This is a genomic window from Silicimonas algicola, assembly GCF_003148765.1.
Lineage (GTDB): Bacteria > Pseudomonadota > Alphaproteobacteria > Rhodobacterales > Rhodobacteraceae > Silicimonas > Silicimonas algicola.
Window position 1 is genome coordinate 356,150 of the sequence record NZ_QGGV01000002.1, and the last position, 16,984, is coordinate 373,133.

At 67.7% G+C, this 16,984-nt stretch carries 19 protein-coding genes; 10 read left to right on the forward strand and 9 right to left on the reverse strand.

Going from position 1 to position 16,984, the window contains the following annotated elements:
- Positions 1–73: 73 nt before the first annotated feature.
- On the forward strand, positions 74–2,875 hold the full coding sequence (locus tag C8D95_RS06140) for a [protein-PII] uridylyltransferase family protein (protein ID WP_109758282.1): 2,802 nt from the start codon (positions 74–76) through the stop codon (positions 2,873–2,875).
- Complete coding sequence (locus C8D95_RS06145) at positions 2,872–3,138, forward strand: hypothetical protein (RefSeq protein ID WP_109758283.1); 267 nt, start codon at positions 2,872–2,874, stop codon at positions 3,136–3,138. Before C8D95_RS06140 ends, C8D95_RS06145 begins: the two co-directional genes overlap by 4 nt.
- Here C8D95_RS06145 and eda read toward each other — a convergent pair.
- Both eda and edd read right to left on the reverse strand, forming a co-directional pair.
- Positions 3,135–3,773, reverse strand: a complete 639-nt coding sequence (eda, locus tag C8D95_RS06150; RefSeq protein WP_109758284.1) for a bifunctional 4-hydroxy-2-oxoglutarate aldolase/2-dehydro-3-deoxy-phosphogluconate aldolase — start codon at positions 3,771–3,773, stop codon at positions 3,135–3,137. The genes C8D95_RS06145 and eda overlap by 4 nt on opposite strands.
- 31 nt (positions 3,774–3,804) lie before the next feature.
- The gene (edd, locus tag C8D95_RS06155) at positions 3,805–5,607 is read right to left on the reverse strand and encodes a phosphogluconate dehydratase (protein WP_109758285.1); all 1,803 of its coding nucleotides are present in this window, start codon (positions 5,605–5,607) and stop codon (positions 3,805–3,807) included.
- Between the two features lie 194 nt (positions 5,608–5,801).
- On the opposite strand from edd, the gene C8D95_RS22920 reads away from it, so the two are divergent.
- The 3 genes from C8D95_RS22920 to C8D95_RS06165 are packed head-to-tail and all read left to right on the forward strand — an operon-like array spanning position 5,802 to position 7,680.
- On the forward strand, positions 5,802–5,906 hold the full coding sequence (locus tag C8D95_RS22920; RefSeq protein WP_420902626.1) for an RSP_7527 family protein: 105 nt from the start codon (positions 5,802–5,804) through the stop codon (positions 5,904–5,906).
- A 38-nt stretch (positions 5,907–5,944) separates the two neighbouring features.
- Positions 5,945–7,138 (forward strand): RSP_2647 family RNA methyltransferase, encoded by a 1,194-nt coding sequence (locus C8D95_RS06160; protein ID WP_109758286.1) that lies wholly within the window; start codon positions 5,945–5,947, stop codon positions 7,136–7,138.
- Positions 7,135–7,680, forward strand: a complete 546-nt coding sequence (locus tag C8D95_RS06165) for an RSP_2648 family PIN domain-containing protein (RefSeq protein ID WP_109758287.1) — start codon at positions 7,135–7,137, stop codon at positions 7,678–7,680. The genes C8D95_RS06160 and C8D95_RS06165 overlap by 4 nt, the downstream gene beginning before the upstream one ends.
- Here the strand turns inward: C8D95_RS06165 and C8D95_RS06170 are convergent.
- From C8D95_RS06170 to C8D95_RS06190, 6 genes are all read right to left on the reverse strand, one after another.
- Positions 7,671–8,363 (reverse strand): M48 family metallopeptidase, encoded by a 693-nt coding sequence (locus C8D95_RS06170; RefSeq protein WP_109758288.1) that lies wholly within the window; start codon positions 8,361–8,363, stop codon positions 7,671–7,673. The genes C8D95_RS06165 and C8D95_RS06170 overlap by 10 nt on opposite strands.
- A gap of 261 nt (positions 8,364–8,624) precedes the next feature.
- Positions 8,625–9,809 (reverse strand): vWA domain-containing protein, encoded by a 1,185-nt coding sequence (locus C8D95_RS06175; protein WP_109758289.1) that lies wholly within the window; start codon positions 9,807–9,809, stop codon positions 8,625–8,627.
- Positions 9,809–9,976 carry a hypothetical protein gene (locus C8D95_RS21965; protein ID WP_164721678.1) on the reverse strand — a complete coding sequence of 56 codons (168 nt, stop codon included), beginning with the start codon at positions 9,974–9,976 and terminating at the stop codon, positions 9,809–9,811. Before C8D95_RS21965 ends, C8D95_RS06175 begins: the two co-directional genes overlap by 1 nt.
- Positions 9,973–11,340: a DUF2927 domain-containing protein gene (locus C8D95_RS06180; protein WP_109758290.1), complete on the reverse strand. Its 1,368-nt coding sequence runs from the start codon at positions 11,338–11,340 to the stop codon at positions 9,973–9,975. Before C8D95_RS06180 ends, C8D95_RS21965 begins: the two co-directional genes overlap by 4 nt.
- Positions 11,337–11,804, reverse strand: coding sequence for a GNAT family N-acetyltransferase (locus C8D95_RS06185; RefSeq protein ID WP_249033312.1), 468 nt, complete (start codon positions 11,802–11,804; stop codon positions 11,337–11,339). Before C8D95_RS06185 ends, C8D95_RS06180 begins: the two co-directional genes overlap by 4 nt.
- A gap of 18 nt (positions 11,805–11,822) precedes the next feature.
- Entirely contained in the window at positions 11,823–12,719 is an 897-nt protein-coding gene (locus C8D95_RS06190) for an AEC family transporter (protein WP_109758292.1), read from the reverse strand.
- 95 nt (positions 12,720–12,814) lie between these two features.
- Between C8D95_RS06190 and C8D95_RS06195 the strand changes: the two genes are divergently transcribed.
- The 3 genes from C8D95_RS06195 to C8D95_RS06205 are packed head-to-tail and all read left to right on the forward strand — an operon-like array spanning position 12,815 to position 14,263.
- On the forward strand, positions 12,815–13,153 hold the full coding sequence (locus C8D95_RS06195; RefSeq protein WP_109758293.1) for an ArsR/SmtB family transcription factor: 339 nt from the start codon (positions 12,815–12,817) through the stop codon (positions 13,151–13,153).
- On the forward strand, positions 13,146–13,709 hold the full coding sequence (locus tag C8D95_RS06200) for an SRPBCC family protein (RefSeq protein ID WP_109758536.1): 564 nt from the start codon (positions 13,146–13,148) through the stop codon (positions 13,707–13,709). The genes C8D95_RS06195 and C8D95_RS06200 overlap by 8 nt, the downstream gene beginning before the upstream one ends.
- Entirely contained in the window at positions 13,709–14,263 is a 555-nt protein-coding gene (locus tag C8D95_RS06205; RefSeq protein WP_164721677.1) for an SRPBCC family protein, read from the forward strand. The genes C8D95_RS06200 and C8D95_RS06205 overlap by 1 nt, the downstream gene beginning before the upstream one ends.
- Here C8D95_RS06205 and C8D95_RS06210 read toward each other — a convergent pair.
- Positions 14,260–15,099, reverse strand: coding sequence for an AAA family ATPase (locus C8D95_RS06210; RefSeq protein WP_109758295.1), 840 nt, complete (start codon positions 15,097–15,099; stop codon positions 14,260–14,262). The genes C8D95_RS06205 and C8D95_RS06210 overlap by 4 nt on opposite strands.
- A gap of 196 nt (positions 15,100–15,295) precedes the next feature.
- Between C8D95_RS06210 and dksA the strand changes: the two genes are divergently transcribed.
- Positions 15,296–15,718 (forward strand): RNA polymerase-binding protein DksA, encoded by a 423-nt coding sequence (gene dksA, locus C8D95_RS06215; RefSeq protein WP_109758537.1) that lies wholly within the window; start codon positions 15,296–15,298, stop codon positions 15,716–15,718.
- Positions 15,719–15,821: 103 nt separating this feature from the next.
- A complete protein-coding gene (locus C8D95_RS06220; protein ID WP_109758296.1) occupies positions 15,822–16,949 on the forward strand; it encodes an FAD-dependent oxidoreductase in 1,128 nt (375 codons plus the stop codon).
- Positions 16,950–16,984 lie beyond the last annotated feature (35 nt).

Below are 16,984 nucleotides of genomic sequence, written 5' to 3' on the forward strand. Positions count from 1 at the left end.
CGCGACTTTGACCCGCCACCGACGCGTTCTGCAAGCTCTTCCGGGGGGCGGGCCGGGCTGCTAGCGTCCGGCCATGACGACGACCCTTTCGGACCGCATCGCCCGCGCGCCGCGCGCCCACGATCCCGACCGGGGGGACGAGGCTCTGGCCCTCGTGCCGGACCTGCCTGCGCGGGCGGCCGAGCTTGTCCGGGGGGCGGCCGGATCGTCGCCCTATCTCTGCGACCTGATCCGCCGCGACGCCGAATGGCTGTCCCAGGCGCTGGTCGTCCCGCCCGAAGAGACGATGGAGGCGATCCTCGCGACGCCGGTTCTCGAGGACGTGCGGGACGCGGGCGTGACGCTGCGCGGTCTGAAGTCCCGGACAGCGCTTCTCGTGGCCCTCGCTGACCTCGGCGGCGTCTGGACGCTCGAGGAGGTGACGGGGGCGCTGACGCGCTTCGCCGACCGCGCCGTCGCTGCGGCGTTGCGTGCTGCCCTTCTGCGCGAGGTCGGAAAAGGGCGCATTCCCGGCCAGACCGAAGACGACGTCGACACCGGCGCGGGGCTCGCGGTCCTCGCAATGGGCAAGATGGGCGCTTTCGAGCTGAACTATTCGTCCGACATCGACCTGATCTGCCTCTTCGACGAGACCCGCTTCGACCCCGAGGACTATGCCGAGGCGCGCACGGGCTTTGTCCGGGCCGTCCGCACCATGACGCAGATCCTGTCCGAGAGAACCGCCGAGGGATACGTCTTCCGCACCGATTTGCGCCTGAGGCCCGATGCGTCGGTGACGCCGGTCGCGATCTCGATGGGAGCGGCCGAGCGCTATTACGAGAGCTTCGGCCGCACCTGGGAGCGTGCCGCCTACATCAAGGCGCGGCCCTGCGCCGGCGACGTGGCCGCGGGCCAGCGGTTCCTCGACACGCTCACCCCCTTCGTCTGGCGGCGGCACCTCGACTATGCGGCGATCCAGGACGCGCAGGACATGCGGCTTCGCATTCGCGACCACAAGGGTCTGCACGGCGCGCCCTCGCACAAGGGGCACGACCTGAAGCTGGGGCAGGGCGGCATCCGCGAGATCGAATTCTTCACTCAGACCCGCCAGATCATCGCCGGGGGCCGCGACCCCGAGCTTCGGACGCGCGACACCGTCGGCGGCCTGCGCGTCCTCGCCGCGAAAGGCTGGGTCGGCGACGAAGACGCCGAAACGCTGATCGCCGACTACCGGGCGCACCGCGAGGCCGAGCATCGCGTCCAGATGATCGCCGACCAGCAGACGCATTGCCTGCCCGAGACCGCCGAGGATTTCGCCCGCCTCGCCGCCCTCGCAGGTCGCGAGACCGACGACTACGCCCGCGAGATAGAAGAGCGCCTGACCCGCGTGTCGTGCCTGACCGAAGGGTTCTTCGTTCCCGACGCCCGACCGGCCGCGACCTCAGACGTCTCGACCTCGATTCCGTCGAGCGAGACGATGCTCGAACGCTGGAACGGCTTTCCGGCGCTGCGCAGCCCGCGTTCGCGCCAGATCTTCCGCCGTGTCTGGCCGCGCATGGCCGAACGGCTGGACCGGGCGCAGAACCCCGACGAGGCGCTTCTGAACGTCGAGGGCTTCATCGGCGGTCTGCCGGGGGGCGTGCAGCTTTTCTCGCTGTTCGAGGCCAATCCGTCCCTTCTCGACCTCGTGGTCGATATCGTCGACACGGCGCCCGGACTCGGTCGCTATCTTTCGCGCAATTCCGGCGTCTTCGACGCAGTGATCGGCGGCCAGTTCTTCGCCGACTGGCCGGGACGCGCAGCCCTGGCGGGGATGCTGACCCGCAGCCTTGCGGCTGAGGACGACTATGAAAAGCGGCTCGACCTTGCGCGGATCTGGTCGCGGGAATGGCACTTCCGCATCGGCGTCCACCTCCTGCGCGGCCTCGTCGATCCCGACGCCAGCGGGCACCAGTATGCCGACCTTGCCGGCGCCGTGGTGGGGGCGCTCTGGCCCGTGGTTACCGCCGAATTCGCGAAGAAGCATGGCGGGCCGCCCGGGCGCGGCGCGGCGCTCCTCGGGATGGGATCGCTCGGTGCCGAGAGGCTGAACGCGGCCTCGGACCTCGACCTGATCGTCATCTACGACGGCGCGGGGGTCGAGACGTCGGACGGCCGCCGCGCCCTGCCGACGCGCACCTACTACGCACGGCTGACGCAGGCGCTGGTCACGGCGCTTTCCGCTCCGACCGCCGAGGGACGGCTCTACGAGGTCGACATGCGGCTCAGGCCGTCGGGCCGTCAGGGGCCGGTGGCGACATCGCTCGAGTCGTTCCGCACCTATCAGAAGACCGAAGCCTGGACCTGGGAACACCTTGCCCTGACCCGTGCCCGCCCGATGGCGGGGCCGCCCGATCTCATGGACGAGATCGAGGCGATCCGGCGCGACGTGCTGGCCTTGCCCCGCGATGCGGACCAGGTGAAGACCGACGTGGCCGACATGCGCGTCCGTCTTGCCGAGGCAAAGCCCGCGCGCGAGGGTCTGGAAACGCGGCCCGGCCCGGGGCGGCTGCAGGACATCGAGCTTTTCGTCCAGGCAGGCACGCTTCTCGCCGCCTCGCCCGAGCGTCGGATGCACGAACAGCTCGCGGCGGCCGCGGCCTCGTTCAGCCTGACCGAGATCGAGCGGGACAGGCTTGAGGAGGCCGCAGCCCTGTTCTGGCGCGTGCAGGCCGGCCGCCGGCTGGTCCTGGGCGACGCCGACAGCGCAGCAGACTTCGGCGCAAGTGCGACGGCCTTCCTGCTGCGCGGCACCGGAACCGACACGCTGGACGATCTGGCCGTTCGGATCGCGGCCTGGGCCGACGAGATCCGCACCATTGCCGACACGCATCTGAACGACAGGGGCACCCCATGACGGACACCGACCCGGACCCGCGCGGGCTGATCCGCGAAAGCTACAACATCGAGGGCATCACGCCCGAGGAATGCCGGTCGATCTTCCTCGACTGGGCCATCTCGGCGCCCGACGGTGCCGTGGCGCCGACGATCCGCACGCTTCTCGAGCGCCACGGCGGGACCGCGCCGGGCCATCCAATGACGGCCATCCTGACAGACGCCCTCGAGAATCCGCCAAGCGCGCGTCGGAGGGGCGGCCGCAGGGGACGAAGCGAGGCCTAGGACAGAGCCGCCGCTTCCCGCGCCAGCGTCTCGATCCCGGCCCAGTCCGTGGCCGCCACCTTGTCGGCGGGCGCCACCCACGAGCCGCCGACACAGACGGTGTTCGGCAGCGACAGGTAGTCGCGCACGTTCTTCAGGCTGACGCCGCCCGTGGGGCAGAAGACCGCGCGGGGCAGGGGGCCGGCAAAGGCCTTGAGGGCAGGGGCGCCGCCAGAGGCCTCGGCGGGGAAGAACTTCATCGTGGTGTAGCCGCGCTCGAGAAGTCGCATCACCTCGGAGGGCGTGACGGCGCCGGGAAGGAGGGGCAGCCCCGCTTCCTCGGCCGCGTCGAGAAGCCGGTCGGTGGCACCCGGCGACACGCCGAAGCGCGCGCCTGCGTCGACGGCTGCCTGCACGTCCTTTGGCGTCAGAAGCGTGCCTGCCCCCACGACCCCACCCTCGACGCCTGCCATCTCGCGGATGGCCTCGAGCGCTGCGGGCGTCCTCAGCGTGACCTCGAGCGCGGGAAGGCCGCCTGCGACCAGCGCGCGGGCGAGGTCGGCGGCGGTTGCTGCGTCCTCGACCGTCAGGACGGGGATCACGGGCGCGAGGCGGCAGATCTCGAGCGATCGGGCGCTGGCTTCGGTCGGGGTCATTCGTGCGTCTCCTCGGGCAATGTCTGCGGGGTCAGACCACAAGCGCCGCGCCGTCCGAGGCGTGGCCGCAATGGTGGCGGAAGGCGGCGAAAAGCTCTCGTCCGAGACCCGTCTCGTTGGCGGAAAGATCCACCTCGACAGGGGCGCGGTCTTCGAAGTCAGGTTCCAGCACGTCGATGGTGCCGGCTTCGGCATCGACGCGCAGGCGGTCGCCGTCTCGTATCTTCGCGATGGGGCCGCCAGCCGCCGCTTCCGGCGACAGGTGGATCGCGGCGGGAACCTTGCCCGACGCGCCCGACATGCGCCCGTCCGTCACCAGCGCCACCCTGAACCCGCGTCCGATAAGGACCGACAGCGTGGGTGTCAGGCCGTGAAGCTCGGGCATCCCGTTGGCGGTCGGACCCTGGAACCGCACGACGACGATGGTGTCCTCGGTGAACTCGCCCGCCTTGAACGCCGTTTTCACCGCCTCCTGGTCGTGGAACACGCGGGCCCTGGCCTCGATCACGCGATGCTCGGGCGCGACCGCCGAGACCTTCATCATCGACCGTCCGAGGTTGCCCTTCAGCTCGCGCAGCCCGCCCGTGGCCTGGAAGGGATTGCCGACGGGCCGCAGGATCTTGTCGTTGAGCGTTTCTTTCGGACCTTCGTCGCGGACGAGCACGCCGTCCTTCAGCTTCGGCTCGGTCGTATAGAGCGCCAGGCCGTCGCCCGCCACGGTACGGGTGTCGGGGTGCAGGAATCCGCCCTCCAGAAGCTCGCCGATCATGTAGCCGAGGCCTCCCGCGGCGTGGAAATGGTTCACGTCGGCAAGGCCGTTCGGATAGACCTTAGCCATCAGCGGCACGACGGACGAGAGATCGTTGAAATCCTCGATGTCGAGGACGACGCCAGCCGCCCGCGCCATCGCGGGCAGGTGCAGAACAAGGTTCGTCGAGCCGCCCGTCGACATCAGCCCCACCATTCCGTTCACGAAGGCGCGCGCGTCGAGGATGTCGGACACCGGGCGATAGTCGTTGCCCTGCGCCGTGATCTGAACCGCGCGCGTCGTCGCCTCGTCTGTCAGCGCGTCGCGGAGCGGTGTGTTCGGGTTCACGAAGGACGCGCCCGGCATGTGGAGACCCATGAACTCCATCAGCATCTGGTTCGTGTTCGCGGTGCCGTAGAAGGTGCAGGTGCCGGGACCGTGGTAGGAGGCCATCTCGGCCGCCATCAGCGCCTCGCGCCCGACCTCTCCGGTCGCGAACTGCTGGCGGACCTTCGACTTTTCGTCGTTCGGCAGGCCGCTCGGCATCGGGCCGGCGGGGACGAAGATCGACGGCAGGTGCCCGAAGGTCGCCGCGGCGATGACGAGGCCCGGCACGATCTTGTCGCAGATCCCCAAGTGGAGCACCGCGTCGAAGGTGTTGTGCGACAGCGCGACGCCCGCGGCCAGCGCGATGACGTCGCGCGAGAAGAGCGACAGCTCCATCCCGGTCTGGCCCTGGGTGACGCCGTCGCACATGGCGGGCACGCCCCCCGCGACCTGGGCCGTGGCACCCGCGCGCCGGGCTGCCGCCTTGATGCGGTCGGGATAGTCCTTGTAGGGCTGGTGCGCCGAAAGCATGTCGTTGTAGGCCGTCACGATCCCGATGTTCGGCGCCCGCTCCTCGGCCAGCCGGGACTTGTCCTCGCCCATGGCGGCATAGGCATGGGCCTGGTTGCCGCAGGCGAGGTGCGCGCGCGCGACACCCTGGTCCTGGGCCCGCGCGATCTTGTCGAGGTAGCGTCCGCGCAGCGGGGCCGAGCGCTCGACGATGCGGTCTGTGACGCGAGAGACGGTGTCGTTCAGCATGGCCGTGAGTCTCCTCGGGGGATCGGCGCTTTTCTAACAGATTGCGTTACCGCTAACAACTTAGCGGAGGAAGGCGCATCGGATAGGTCAGTCGTCATGTCCCAAGTGCATGGCGGTAATGTCGACATTCGGGGTGCTTCCTGCCGGATCAGCCCCTTAGCTTCAGTGTCAACGCTAACCGAAAGGCATCCGACATGACCAGCACCTCCGACACGCGCATCGACGTCGACCGGATCGAACGCAAGGCCCGCCTGCTGCGGGCGCAGTATCTCTCGGGTCTGTTCCGCCGCAGGCGCTGAGCCCTTCCGGAGCGCCGGCCGACCGGGTAAGGGGGGACATGTCTTCCCGCCCGGTCATCCGCCTCCGCCCCAAAACCGATCCCCGCCGCATCCGGCGCGGATTTCCCTGGGTCTACGACAACGAGCTTGTCGTCGACCGCCGTACCAAGGCGCTCGAGCCCGGCAGCATCGCCACGCTCGAGGATGCCGATCGCCAGCCGCTGGCGACCGTCGCGGTCAATCCGAATTCCAAGATCATGGGACGTGTCCTCGACCTCGACCCCGAGGCGGAAGTCGGCCACGACTGGCTTGCCGGGCGCCTCCGGGCGGCGCTCGACCTGCGCGACATGCTCTATGACGCGCCCTTCTATCGCCTCGTCCATGCCGAGGCCGACGGCTTTCCCGGAACGGTGATCGACCGCTTCGGCGAGGCCTGCGTGATCCAGCCGAACTCGGCCTGGATCGAGGCGCGGTTCGACGATCTGGCGGACGTGCTGTCCGAGGTGTCGGGTGTGACGACCATCTTCAAGAACGCCGGCGGACGGGCGAGGGGGCTCGAAGGTCTCGACGATGCGAGCCTTGTGGCGCGTGGCGCCTTGTCGGGTGCGGTGCGGGTGCCGATGAACGGTGCGACCTACTTGGCCGACCTCGAAGGCGGTCAGAAGACCGGCCTCTTCTACGACCAGCGGCCGAACCATGCCTTCGTGCAGCGCCTGGCGCGCGGGACCGAGGTGCTGGACGTGTTTTCCCACGTCGGAGGCTTTGCGCTCGCTGCCCTCGTCGGCGGTGCCACGCGCGCGCTGGCCGTCGATGGATCGGCGCCTGCGCTTGCGCTGGCCGCGCAGGGGGCCGAGGCCACCGGCGTCGCCGACCGCTTCGAGACGCGGCAGGCCGATGCCTTCGACGCGCTGACCGCCCTGGCGGAGGAGGGCCGTACCTTCGGCACCGTCGTCTGCGATCCGCCGGCTTTCGCTCCGTCGAAGAACGCCCTCGACGCAGGCCTGCGCGCCTATGAGAGGGTGGCACGCCTCGCCGCGCCGCTGGTGGCTCCGGGGGGCACGGTAACGCTCTGCTCCTGCTCTCACGCCGTCGATCTTGACGCGTTCCGCACGGCCTGCCTCCGGGGCATCGGCCGGGCGGGTCGCAAGGTGCAGATCCTGCGGACCGGGTTCGCCGGACCAGACCACCCCTTGCATCCCTCTCTCACGGAAAGCGGCTACCTCAAGGCGATGACGTTCCGGCTTCTTCCTTGAAGGTCCTGATCGACGCCTGCGTCCTCTTTCCGACCGTCCTGCGCGAGATCGTCCTCGGGACCGCCGCGACCGGCGCCTTCACGCCGCTCTGGTCCGAGCGCATCCTCGAGGAATGGCGGCGGGCGGCGGCAAGGCTCGGACCCGCGGACGGCGCGGTGGCCGACGCCGAGATCGCCGCGGCGCGGGCGGCCTTTCCGTCCGCCGTCGTAACGGTGTCCCCCGACACGCTGTCGCGTGTGACCCTGAAGGACCGCGATGACGAGCACGTCCTCGCCGCCGCAATCGACGGAGGCGCGGACGAACTACTGACGCTGAACGTGAAGGACTTTCCGACGAACCATCTGGCGGGAGAGGGCATCCTGAGACGCCACCCCGACGAGTTCCTGCTGGAGGCCTTTCACGCGGACCCGGACGGGCTGCGCGCTATCGTCGAAGACGTCCTGACCCGCGCCGCCGCGCATGGCATCGACACCTCGAACCAGAGGGCGATCCTCAAGCGGGCACGTCTGCCGAGGCTCGCCAAGGCGCTCGATCAGGACTGAGGCACCTTCCAGCGCGCCTCGTTCTTCTCGATCGCCGCGATCCGCTCCTCGACCTTCGGGTGGCTCATCAGCCAGACCGGCATTCCCGACCCCTTCATGCCCGTCAGGTCCTGCAATTTCCGGAACAGCGACTTCTGCGGATCCGTGCCTATGCCCGCCTTGACCAGCAAGGCCGAGGCATAGGCGTCCGCCTCGTACTCGTCCCCCCGCGACAGCCGCGCGGCGAGAACCGATGTCAGGAGGTTCGCGACATAGATGCCGAGCCCCGGCAGGATGCGGCCGAGCACCATCATCAGGGCCACGCGGATCGCGTTCTGGCCCGAGAAGTCGATCATCCGCCGCCGCGCGTGGCCCAATGCGACGTGACCCAACTCGTGCGCGATGACAGACCCGATTTCTTCGGCCGACACCTTGCCATCGACGTATTTCTGGTAAAATCCGCGGGTCAGGAAGATCCTGCCATCCGGAGAGGCAAGCCCATTCACCGGCTCGACCTCGTAGAGAAAAACCCGGATTCGCGGGAGATCCAGCGCTTCGGCCATCCGTTTCGTCACACGTGAAAGGCCCGCATCGGCCAATTCGGACGAGCGCTGGTCGAGGTCGCGCTTGCTGTTCCAGACCGAGAACCGGTACATGACCAGCCCCCAGACGACGGCAAGAAGAAGGGGAAGGAACTTCAACATGGTGGAAATATGGGACTTGAGTGCAACAGCGCCAAGATTGTCACGCGGAAATCATCTCCCGTTAATATTAAAAGTGGAACCGTGCTGTACCGCGCGGCATTCTTCCAGCATGAGGTACGCAGAACCACCCACTGACAGGCAGATCATGGAGCGCACGCTACAGCGTGTCTTCAAGGTGCCGTCGGAACTGCCCGAGCGGTTCGCCGAGATGCTTCGCCATCTCGACGAGAAGTCGTCGGCGCGCGCTGTGGTACGCGACGACTAACCCAGAAGTTTCATTCCCCGCGTCAGCCCATCCAGTGTCAGCGGCACCATCCGTTCGGCCCCGATGATGTGGCGGATCATCGCTGTCGACTGGGTGTACTCCCAATATTTTTCCGCCATCGGATTGATCCAAAGCAGGTCCGGCCACTGGGCCAGTGCCCGCCGCAGCCAGACCTTGCCCGCCTCGTCGTTCCAGTGTTCGTTGGCGCCTCCCGGCACCGCGACCTCGTAGGGCGACATCGACGCGTCGCCCACGAAGATGCACTTCCATCCGGGCCCATAACGGTTCAGCACGTCCCAAGTCGGCGTGCGCGCATTCCAACGGCGCGCGTTCTCGCGCCAGAGAAACTCGTAGAGGCAGTTGTGGAAATAGAAGTGTTCGAGGTGCTTGAACTCGGTCCGTGCGGCTGAAAACAACTCCTCGACCATGCTCACATGCGCGTCCATCGAGCCGCCCACGTCCAGAAGCAGCAGGACCCGCACGGCGTTCCGGCGTTCGGGCCGCGTCTTCACGTCCAGAAACCCCTGCCGCGCCGTGGACCGGATCGTACCGTCCAGGTCCAGCTCTTCGGCCGCGCCCTCACGCGCCCACTGCCGCAGGCGCTTCAGCGCGACCTTCATCGTGCGCGTCCCGATCTCGCGCGTGTCGTCGAGGTCGCGGAACTCGCGCTTGTCCCAGACTTTGACCGCGCGCTGGTGGCGTGAGGCGTCCTGTCCGACACGCACGCCCTCGGGGTTATAGCCATAGGCGCCGAAGGGAGAGGTGCCGGCGGTGCCGATCCACTTCGATCCGCCCTGGTGCCGTCCGGCCTGCTCCTTCAATCGCTGGCGAAGCGTCTCCATGAGCTTGTCGAAACCGCCGAGCGATGCGATCTCGGCCTTCTCCTCGTCCGTGAGGTGCTTCTCGGCCATCCGGCGCAGCCAGTCCTCGGGCAGGTTCAGGGCGTCGAGAACGGCCTCGGCCGGGATCGCTTCGACCCCCGCGAAGGACGCGGCGAACGCCTGGTCGAAGCGGTCGATGTGCGCCTCGTTCTTCACCAGAGAGGCGCGGGCGAGGTAATAGAAGCCGTCGACGTCATAAGTGACGAGCCCCGCATCGAGGGCGCCGAGGAAGGTCAGGAACTCCCGCGGCGAGGCGGGGACGCCATGCCGTCGAAGCTCTTCGAAGAACGGAAGGAACATCAGCTCGCGAGGCGCTCGATGAGGACGGTCGCGAACAGGCCGAGAAGAGTGAAGGCGATGCCGAAGACAGCGCCATACTGAAGCTGGTCCAGCCGCCCCCCCTCGTGCCGCCGGGCGGTCGAGACGCCCACGAAGATGCCGAGAAGCGCCATCACGACGACGATCATGCCGGCCGGCCTTCCCGGCGCGAACGGGGCGAAATGGCCAGGATCTCGCCCATCCTGTCACTGATCTCGGCCTCGGAGCCGAAGCCGTAGCGCGCCCAGGCAAGCGCCTCGGTCCGGACGGCCCCCGCTTCGTTGGCCTTTCCGATGACTTCCATCGCCTCGGCCTTCACCATCAGCATCAGCGACAGAAGGGCCGCGTGCTGGCTGTCGCGGATCGGGCCTGCGTTCGCGTCGACAAGCCGGATCGCCTCTTCGGCCTCGCCCGCCGAAAGCTGGAAGGCCGCCATTTGAAGCGCCACATGCGCCGCCTGAATGCGCGTGTCGGGTCGCGACCCATAGATGCGCCCCGCAGCCTCGAAGGCCCGGAAGGCGACGTTAGGGTCGTTGGCGAGCGCGAGGCGTCCGAGAAGGTAATAGGAAAAAGCCAGCTCGGTATCCGTTCCGCCGTCGCGCCGGGCGATCGTGACCGCTTCCTCGGCATAGGCGGTGCGCCGTCCGCGCGCCGTGCCCGTCGCGGTCGCCTTGATCACCGCCTGCGACCAGGCCCCCGACGACGGCAGCGGATCCGCGATGCCCTGGAAGCCGCCCCTCGGGTTCAGCCGCGCCAGGATCGACGGCAGCCGCGAGGCGACCTCGTAGCGCGTCATGCCGCTTTCCAGGGCCGGATCGTGGTAGGCCTTCAGGATCAGCATGTCATAGCCGGTCAGGACGGTGTGGAAGTTGTCGTCGTTGAAGATCGAATCCGTCAGCCGGTAGAGATCGTTGACCGGGCCGAGCGCCTGGGCGATCTCTTCGTGGAGGCAGTCGCGCACCTCCTGAGGGCTCACGTCCGCGGGCACGAAGACGGCCATGCGCGTGCGCGTCGTCAACCGGTTCCAGAAGGTCGCGGGGTCGCTGCGGCGGGCGCGGTACTCGTCCCAGCTCGACACGTTCGGCCGCACGAAGCAGGCCGCCGAGGGCGCGAAGCGCTGGATGCTCGCGCGCGGGATGGCCTCGACCGTGATCGACGCGGGCCCGCCGTCCGCGGCACGGCGGATGTCGATGCCCGCCTCGCGTCGCAGCCGGCCGATAAGCCGCTCGAGGTCGCCCTCGAGCGTCGCGGGAGCGGCCCCCCTGACGCCGACCGTCACTGGCCCCTCGAAGCGGCTGAAGACGGGAACCTCGTCGCCGTTCTCGAGCCGGAACACGAGGTCCAGGAAGTCGCGCGCGATGACCGCGTTCGGCACGCGGGGCAGGGTGGGCGTCGACTGCGCGAAGGTGTTCATCGGTGGCAGCGCAAGGTCGGGCGCAGCGCGTCGGGTCGTTTCCGCCACCGGGGAGCAGGCGACCAGAAGCATCAAAAACGCCGCGGGTAGAACTCTCATGCAGGCCTCGCGTACTTGATGAAGGGCGTCACGGTGCCGATCCGGTCATAGAGCCGTCGGGCCGTCATGTTGAAATCCTGCGTCAGCCAGTAGACGGCGGGCGCGCCCGCGTCGTCGGCTTCGGCGTAGACCGCCTCGATCAGCGCGCGTCCGACACCCTGTCCGCGCACCTCGGGGTCGGCGTAGAGATCCTGAAGATAGCAGACGTTCTCGACCTTCCATCCGTGACGGTGGAACAGGTAATGCGCCAGCCCCGCCAGACGTCCGTCGACCTCGGCCAGGAGGCCCGAGAAATCCTGCGGATCGTCGCCCAGAAGCCGCGCGAAGGTCGTCCGGTAAACCTCTTCCGGCACGCGCGTTTCATAGAAGTCGAGATAGGCCGTCCACAGGCGGCGCCATTCGGCCTCGTCCTCGGGTTTCAGGTGTCGCACGACGCAGGTCATCGGGACCTGTCTAGCCGCCATGCCGGACGGACGCCAGCCTCACGCGAGCCACGCAAGAGAGGCGAGCGACAGCACGCTCGTCCAGACGATCACCGGGGCGATGTTGCGCGTGGGCACGCCGTGGAGAAGCGCAAGCGAGAAGGCCATGGCCCCCGACGGTCCTGCAGCGTTCAGCACGAAGAGATCCGTCCAGGGGTTCGCGGGCGACAGGAGGGCGAACGCGATCCACACGAGCGCTGGGAATGCGACAAGCTTCATCGCCGCAATTCCCGTCGCGGCCGGTCCCGGCGTCACCGGCTGCGACGACAGCACGACGCCGAGCGCGAAAAGCGTCATGGGCGCCGCCGCCTTGCCCGCGAACTCCGCCGCCGTCAGCAGCGGTTCGGGAATGGGCACATGGGCGATATTGAGCGCCAGCGACAGGACGATGGTGAGAAGGACGGGGTTGCGGATGAGCCGTGGCAGTGCCGCACGGGCAGGGCGGCCTGTCACGAACTCGACCGAGACGATGAAGAAGGCGAAGGTCACTGACGCGTCGAGCGCCACGATGGCCGTGATCGGCAGCGTCTCGGCCTCGCCATAGATCAGGACCGTGACCGGCCAGATGTAGAGCAGCGAATTGACGAAGACGACCGCCATTCCCAGAAGCCACGCCTCGGCAAGCGGCACGCCGAACACCCGTCGTGCAAGAAGGAAGGACGCGGCGAAGGCGACCGCCTCGCAGAGGGCATAGAGGCCAATGGCATCGAACCGCACCGACGGAAGGTCGATCCCTGTCAGCAGAAGAAACAGCAGCGGCGGTTGCAGCGTCAGGAAGGCGATGCGGTTGATCGCCCGCGCCTCGTCGACACTGGCCGTCTTCGCTTTCCCCATGACGAACCCGAGCGCCAGCATGGCGAAGACCGGGAGGATGTCGTGGGTCAGGACGGTGAGCATCGGCGGGACAGTATCTGCCGCTCGGTGCGGCGCAATCCGCGATTGACGGACGTTCGATATATCGCTAGTTAGATATATAACTCATTGGATATGTAATGGCACAGGATCTCGACCTCGCCTTTTCGGCCCTTGCGGATCCCACGCGCCGCTCGATCCTTGCGGCCCTGTCGGGAGGAGAGCGGACTGTCGGCGATCTCGTGTCGCTTCATCCGCTGTCGCAGCCGGCGATCACCAAGCACCTGAACGTCCTCGAGCGGGCACGCCTCATCCAGAGGGGCCGCGTCGGGCAGACGCGTCCCTGCAGCCTCGACCCCGAGGGCCTGAAAGTGGTCGCGGACTGGGTCGCCCGGTACCGGGCCCACTGGGATCAGGCTTTCGATCGGATGGAAGACTACCTGAACACGCTGTCCTTTTCGGAGACACCCGATGACTGAACCAGCCGACCATCCCGACAACGTCCTTCGCATTGAACGGCGTTTCTCCGCGCCGCCCGAAATGGTCTTCGCCATGTTCACGCGGCCCGAACTGGTGCGCGTCTGGAACGCCGCGTCGCACGGTTTCCGTGCGCAGGACGTGCAGATCGACGCCCGGCCCGGCGGTGTGCTGAGCCTGCGGAACGTGAAGCCCGGCGTGGAAGAGCGCGAGGAGGGGGTCTTCCACGAGGTGCGGCCTCACAGCCGGCTTGTGTGGAGCTACCGCTATCTCGGGACGGACTTCTTCTCGACCGTCTCGGTCGACCTGACACCCAATGACGGCAGCACTCGGATGGCATTTCGCCAGACTGGCTTTCCGGATTCCGGCTCCCGAGACGAACATGCCTACGGATGGAATGCCGTTCTCGCGATGATGGAGACGGCCCTTCTGGCCGGGAGCGGTGCGACGAGGTTCGCCGCCGACCGCGACGGCATGGACGGATTTGCCGCCGACCTGGAAGCCGCCCGCAAGCGGTTCGAGGCCGAGCAGACCACCGGCGATACGGAACGCGCGTGATGGCGGCTGATGCACTTCCAGCCGATGCCCCGGGGCAGGTCCTGCGGATCGACCGGACCATGCCTGCGCCGCGTCCCTTCGTGTTCGCCCTCTGGCAGAAGCCCGCGCTTCTGTCGCCTTGGTGGGGGCCCGAGGGCCATCGCCTGAAGACCTGCGAGATCGACTTCCGCCCCGGCGGCGCCTGGCGCTTCAACATGGTGAAGGGCGACGACAGCCACTGGACCCAAGGCGTCTACCACGAGATCCGCGCGCCCGAGCGGCTGGTCTTCAGCTACCGTTTCGACGCCTTCGACATCAGGTCGACCGTGTCCATCGGCTTCACCGACAAAGGAGAGCGAACCGGCCTGCACTTCGTCCAGACCGGCTTCCCGAACGCCGAGCACTTCGAGGGCCACGGCTGGGGCTCGACCTTCCGCCTGCTCGAGGACGCGCTTCTCAAGCTCCACGGCGTCGGATCGGTCTGGCCCCAGCTTCCGCCCGACAAGGAGAGCGGAGTGGCGCGGGATCTCGAGGCGGCAAGGCAGCGCTTCGAGAGGGAACGCGAGAGCGCCTAACCCCGCCCTCGCGACATGAACGCCAGCCGTTCGAACAGCGACACGTCCTGCTCGTTCTTCAGGAGCGCACCATGCAGCTTCGGCAGGCTGTCCTTCGCGTCCCTCTGAAGGTCCTCCGGCGACAGGTCTTCGGACAGGATCAGCTTCAGCCAATCCAGCACCTCCGAGGTCGACGGCTTCTTCTTCAGGCCCGGCGTCTCCCTGATCTCGAAAAACCGGGTCAGCGCAACGGACAACAGGCGATCCCTGATGTCGGGGAAATGGACGCGGACGATCTCGGTCAGGGTCTCGGTGTCGGGAAAGCGGATGTAGTGGAAGAAGCAGCGGCGCAGGAAGGCGTCGGGCAGCTCCTTCTCGTTGTTGGAGGTGATGATGACGACCGGCCTCTGCCGCGCGGTCACTGTCTCGCCTGTCTCGTAGACGTGGAACTCCATGCGGTCGAGCTCTTGCAGCAGGTCGTTCGGGAACTCGATGTCGGCCTTGTCGATCTCGTCGATCAGGAGGACGACGCGCCCCTCTGCCGTGAAGGCGTCCCACAGCTTGCCGGGGCGGATGTAGGCGGCGACGTCATGGACGCGGCCCTCGCCAAGCTGGCTGTCGCGCAGCCGCGAGACAGCATCGTATTCGTAAAGTCCCTGCGCCGCGCGCGTCGTGGACTTGACGTGCCATTCGATGATCGGAAGGCCCAGGGCGCCGGCCACCTGACGCGCCAGCTCGGTCTTTCCCGTACCCGGTTCGCCCTTGACCAGAAGCGGGCGTTCCAGCGTGATGGCGGCGTTGACCGCGATCCTCAGATCGTCCGACGCGATATAGCTGTCGGTGCCCTCAAATCTCATGCCTGCCTCGCTTTTTTCCGTTGCGCCGGGCAAGCCTAGCCTGCTCACGAAGGCCCCACAAGCGAAGGGAATCGTGTAGTGACAAGGTCCGGACGATAGGGTATGTGCCCGCCATGATGAGGAGCCGGACCAGTGTGAGCGTAGCAGTCGCAAGCCCGTCCGGAATGGTTCGAGAATGAACAAAAAAGGGAAGACCATGAAGGCTGAGGTGTTTCTTCCGGACGATTACCAGCCCGCCGAGGACGAGCCGTTCATGAACGACCGCCAGCTCGAGTACTTCCGTCGGAAGCTGCTGATGTGGAAGTCCGAGCTGATGGACGACTCCAAGTCGACCATCGAAGGTCTTCAGCACTCCACCCGCAACATCCCCGACATCGCCGACCGCGCCAGCGAAGAGACCGACCGCGCTCTGGAGCTTCGGACCCGCGACCGGCAACGCAAGCTCGTGGCCAAGATCGACTCGGCGCTCCGCCGGATCGACGAAGGCGAATACGGCTATTGCGAGGAAACGGGCGAACCGATCTCGCTGAAGCGGCTCGACGCACGTCCGATCGCGACGCTCTCGCTCGAGGCGCAGGAGCGGCACGAGCGGGCCGAGCGCGTCCACCGCGACGACTGATCCGCGCTGCACGGCCGCGAAAGATCGCGGCCTGCCAGAGATTTGGACGCCCGTCTTGACATGACTCAAGGCGGGCGTCTTTCGTTAAGGGCAGAAGGACGACATGGACAGCCTTCGCATCACCATCGCCGGCGCAGGCATCGGGGGGCTGGCCGCGGCGACGGCGCTGGCCCGCGACGGCCACCGCGTGCGCGTGGCCGAGAAGGCACCCCGGATCGAGGAAGTGGGCGCCGGCATCCAGATCAGCCCGAACGGTGCGGCCGTGATGCGCGCCCTGGGTTTGGGCGATGCGCTGGCCGAGGCGTCGATCCGCGCCGAAGCGGTACGTCTGGTCGACGGGCTCACGGGAAAGCCCGTGGTGACGATGAACCTCAAGCGGGATGCGCCCGACCTGGCCTGGCACTTCATCCATCGCGCACCCCTCATCGAAATCCTGAAGGTCGGCGCGCAAGACGCTGGCGCCGTTGTGGAAACCGGAGACGAGATCCTGCCGCCCCCGGCCGGCAAGCCGCTAGAGGGCGACGACCTGCTGGTGGGGGCGGACGGGCTGCACTCGAAGGTGCGGGCGCGGGTAGACGACGCGTCGAAGCCCTTCTTCACACGGCAGGTCGCCTGGCGTGCGGTCCTGCCCGAGACCGACGTGCCGCCCGTGGTCGAGGTTCACATGGGACCGCATCGCCACCTGGTAACCTATCCCCTGCCCGGAGGGCGGCGGAACATCGTCGCCGTGGAGGAGCGGGAGGGCTGGGCGGCAGAGGGCTGGAGCCACAAGGACGACGCGCTGAAGCTCCGCGCCGCCTTCGCGCGGTTCGCAGACCCGGTGCCGTCCTGGCTCGAGAAGGTGGGGACTGTCCATCTCTGGGGTCTCTTCCGCCATTCCGTGGCCGACCGCTGGTGGCACGGGCGGCAGGTCATCCTGGGAGACGCCGCCCATCCGACGCTGCCCTTCCTGGCGCAAGGGGCGAACCTCGCGCTCGAGGATGCCTGGGTGCTGGCGCGATCTCTGCGCGGCCAAGCCGTCGAGACCGCTCTCGCGGCCTACCAGAACGAACGGCGGCCGCGCGCGGCGCAGGTCGTGCAGGCGGCCTCGTCCAATGCGCGCAACTATCACCATGCCTTCCCGCCCGCGCGGTTCATCGGCTTCAACGCACTTCGGCTTCTGGATCGCCTTGCCCCCGCGCGGCTTCTCGGCCGCTACGACTGGCTTTACCGCCACGACGTCACCGACTGACCCCTTGTCCTTCCGGGACAATTCGGGTTTCTCCG

Coding starts and splice junctions, on each gene's coding strand:
- C8D95_RS06180 (WP_109758290.1), bottom strand. CDS start 11,340: ATGAGAGTTCTACCCGCGGCGTTTTTGATGCTTCTGGTCGCCTGCTCC.
- edd (WP_109758285.1), bottom strand. CDS start 5,607: ATGCTGAACGACACCGTCTCTCGCGTCACAGACCGCATCGTCGAGCGC.
- C8D95_RS06160 (WP_109758286.1), top strand. CDS start 5,945: ATGTCTTCCCGCCCGGTCATCCGCCTCCGCCCCAAAACCGATCCCCGC.
- C8D95_RS06185 (WP_249033312.1), bottom strand. CDS start 11,804: ATGGCGGCTAGACAGGTCCCGATGACCTGCGTCGTGCGACACCTGAAA.
- C8D95_RS06175 (WP_109758289.1), bottom strand. CDS start 9,809: ATGTTCCTTCCGTTCTTCGAAGAGCTTCGACGGCATGGCGTCCCCGCC.
- C8D95_RS21965 (WP_164721678.1), bottom strand. CDS start 9,976: ATGATCGTCGTCGTGATGGCGCTTCTCGGCATCTTCGTGGGCGTCTCG.
- C8D95_RS06190 (WP_109758292.1), bottom strand. CDS start 12,719: ATGCTCACCGTCCTGACCCACGACATCCTCCCGGTCTTCGCCATGCTG.
- C8D95_RS22920 (WP_420902626.1), top strand. CDS start 5,802: ATGACCAGCACCTCCGACACGCGCATCGACGTCGACCGGATCGAACGC.
- C8D95_RS06145 (WP_109758283.1), top strand. CDS start 2,872: ATGACGGACACCGACCCGGACCCGCGCGGGCTGATCCGCGAAAGCTAC.
- dksA (WP_109758537.1), top strand. CDS start 15,296: ATGAAGGCTGAGGTGTTTCTTCCGGACGATTACCAGCCCGCCGAGGAC.
- C8D95_RS06200 (WP_109758536.1), top strand. CDS start 13,146: ATGACTGAACCAGCCGACCATCCCGACAACGTCCTTCGCATTGAACGG.
- C8D95_RS06210 (WP_109758295.1), bottom strand. CDS start 15,099: ATGAGATTTGAGGGCACCGACAGCTATATCGCGTCGGACGATCTGAGG.
- C8D95_RS06140 (WP_109758282.1), top strand. CDS start 74: ATGACGACGACCCTTTCGGACCGCATCGCCCGCGCGCCGCGCGCCCAC.
- eda (WP_109758284.1), bottom strand. CDS start 3,773: ATGACCCCGACCGAAGCCAGCGCCCGATCGCTCGAGATCTGCCGCCTC.
- C8D95_RS06170 (WP_109758288.1), bottom strand. CDS start 8,363: ATGTTGAAGTTCCTTCCCCTTCTTCTTGCCGTCGTCTGGGGGCTGGTC.
- C8D95_RS06195 (WP_109758293.1), top strand. CDS start 12,815: ATGGCACAGGATCTCGACCTCGCCTTTTCGGCCCTTGCGGATCCCACG.
- C8D95_RS06205 (WP_164721677.1), top strand. CDS start 13,709: ATGGCGGCTGATGCACTTCCAGCCGATGCCCCGGGGCAGGTCCTGCGG.
- C8D95_RS06220 (WP_109758296.1), top strand. CDS start 15,822: ATGGACAGCCTTCGCATCACCATCGCCGGCGCAGGCATCGGGGGGCTG.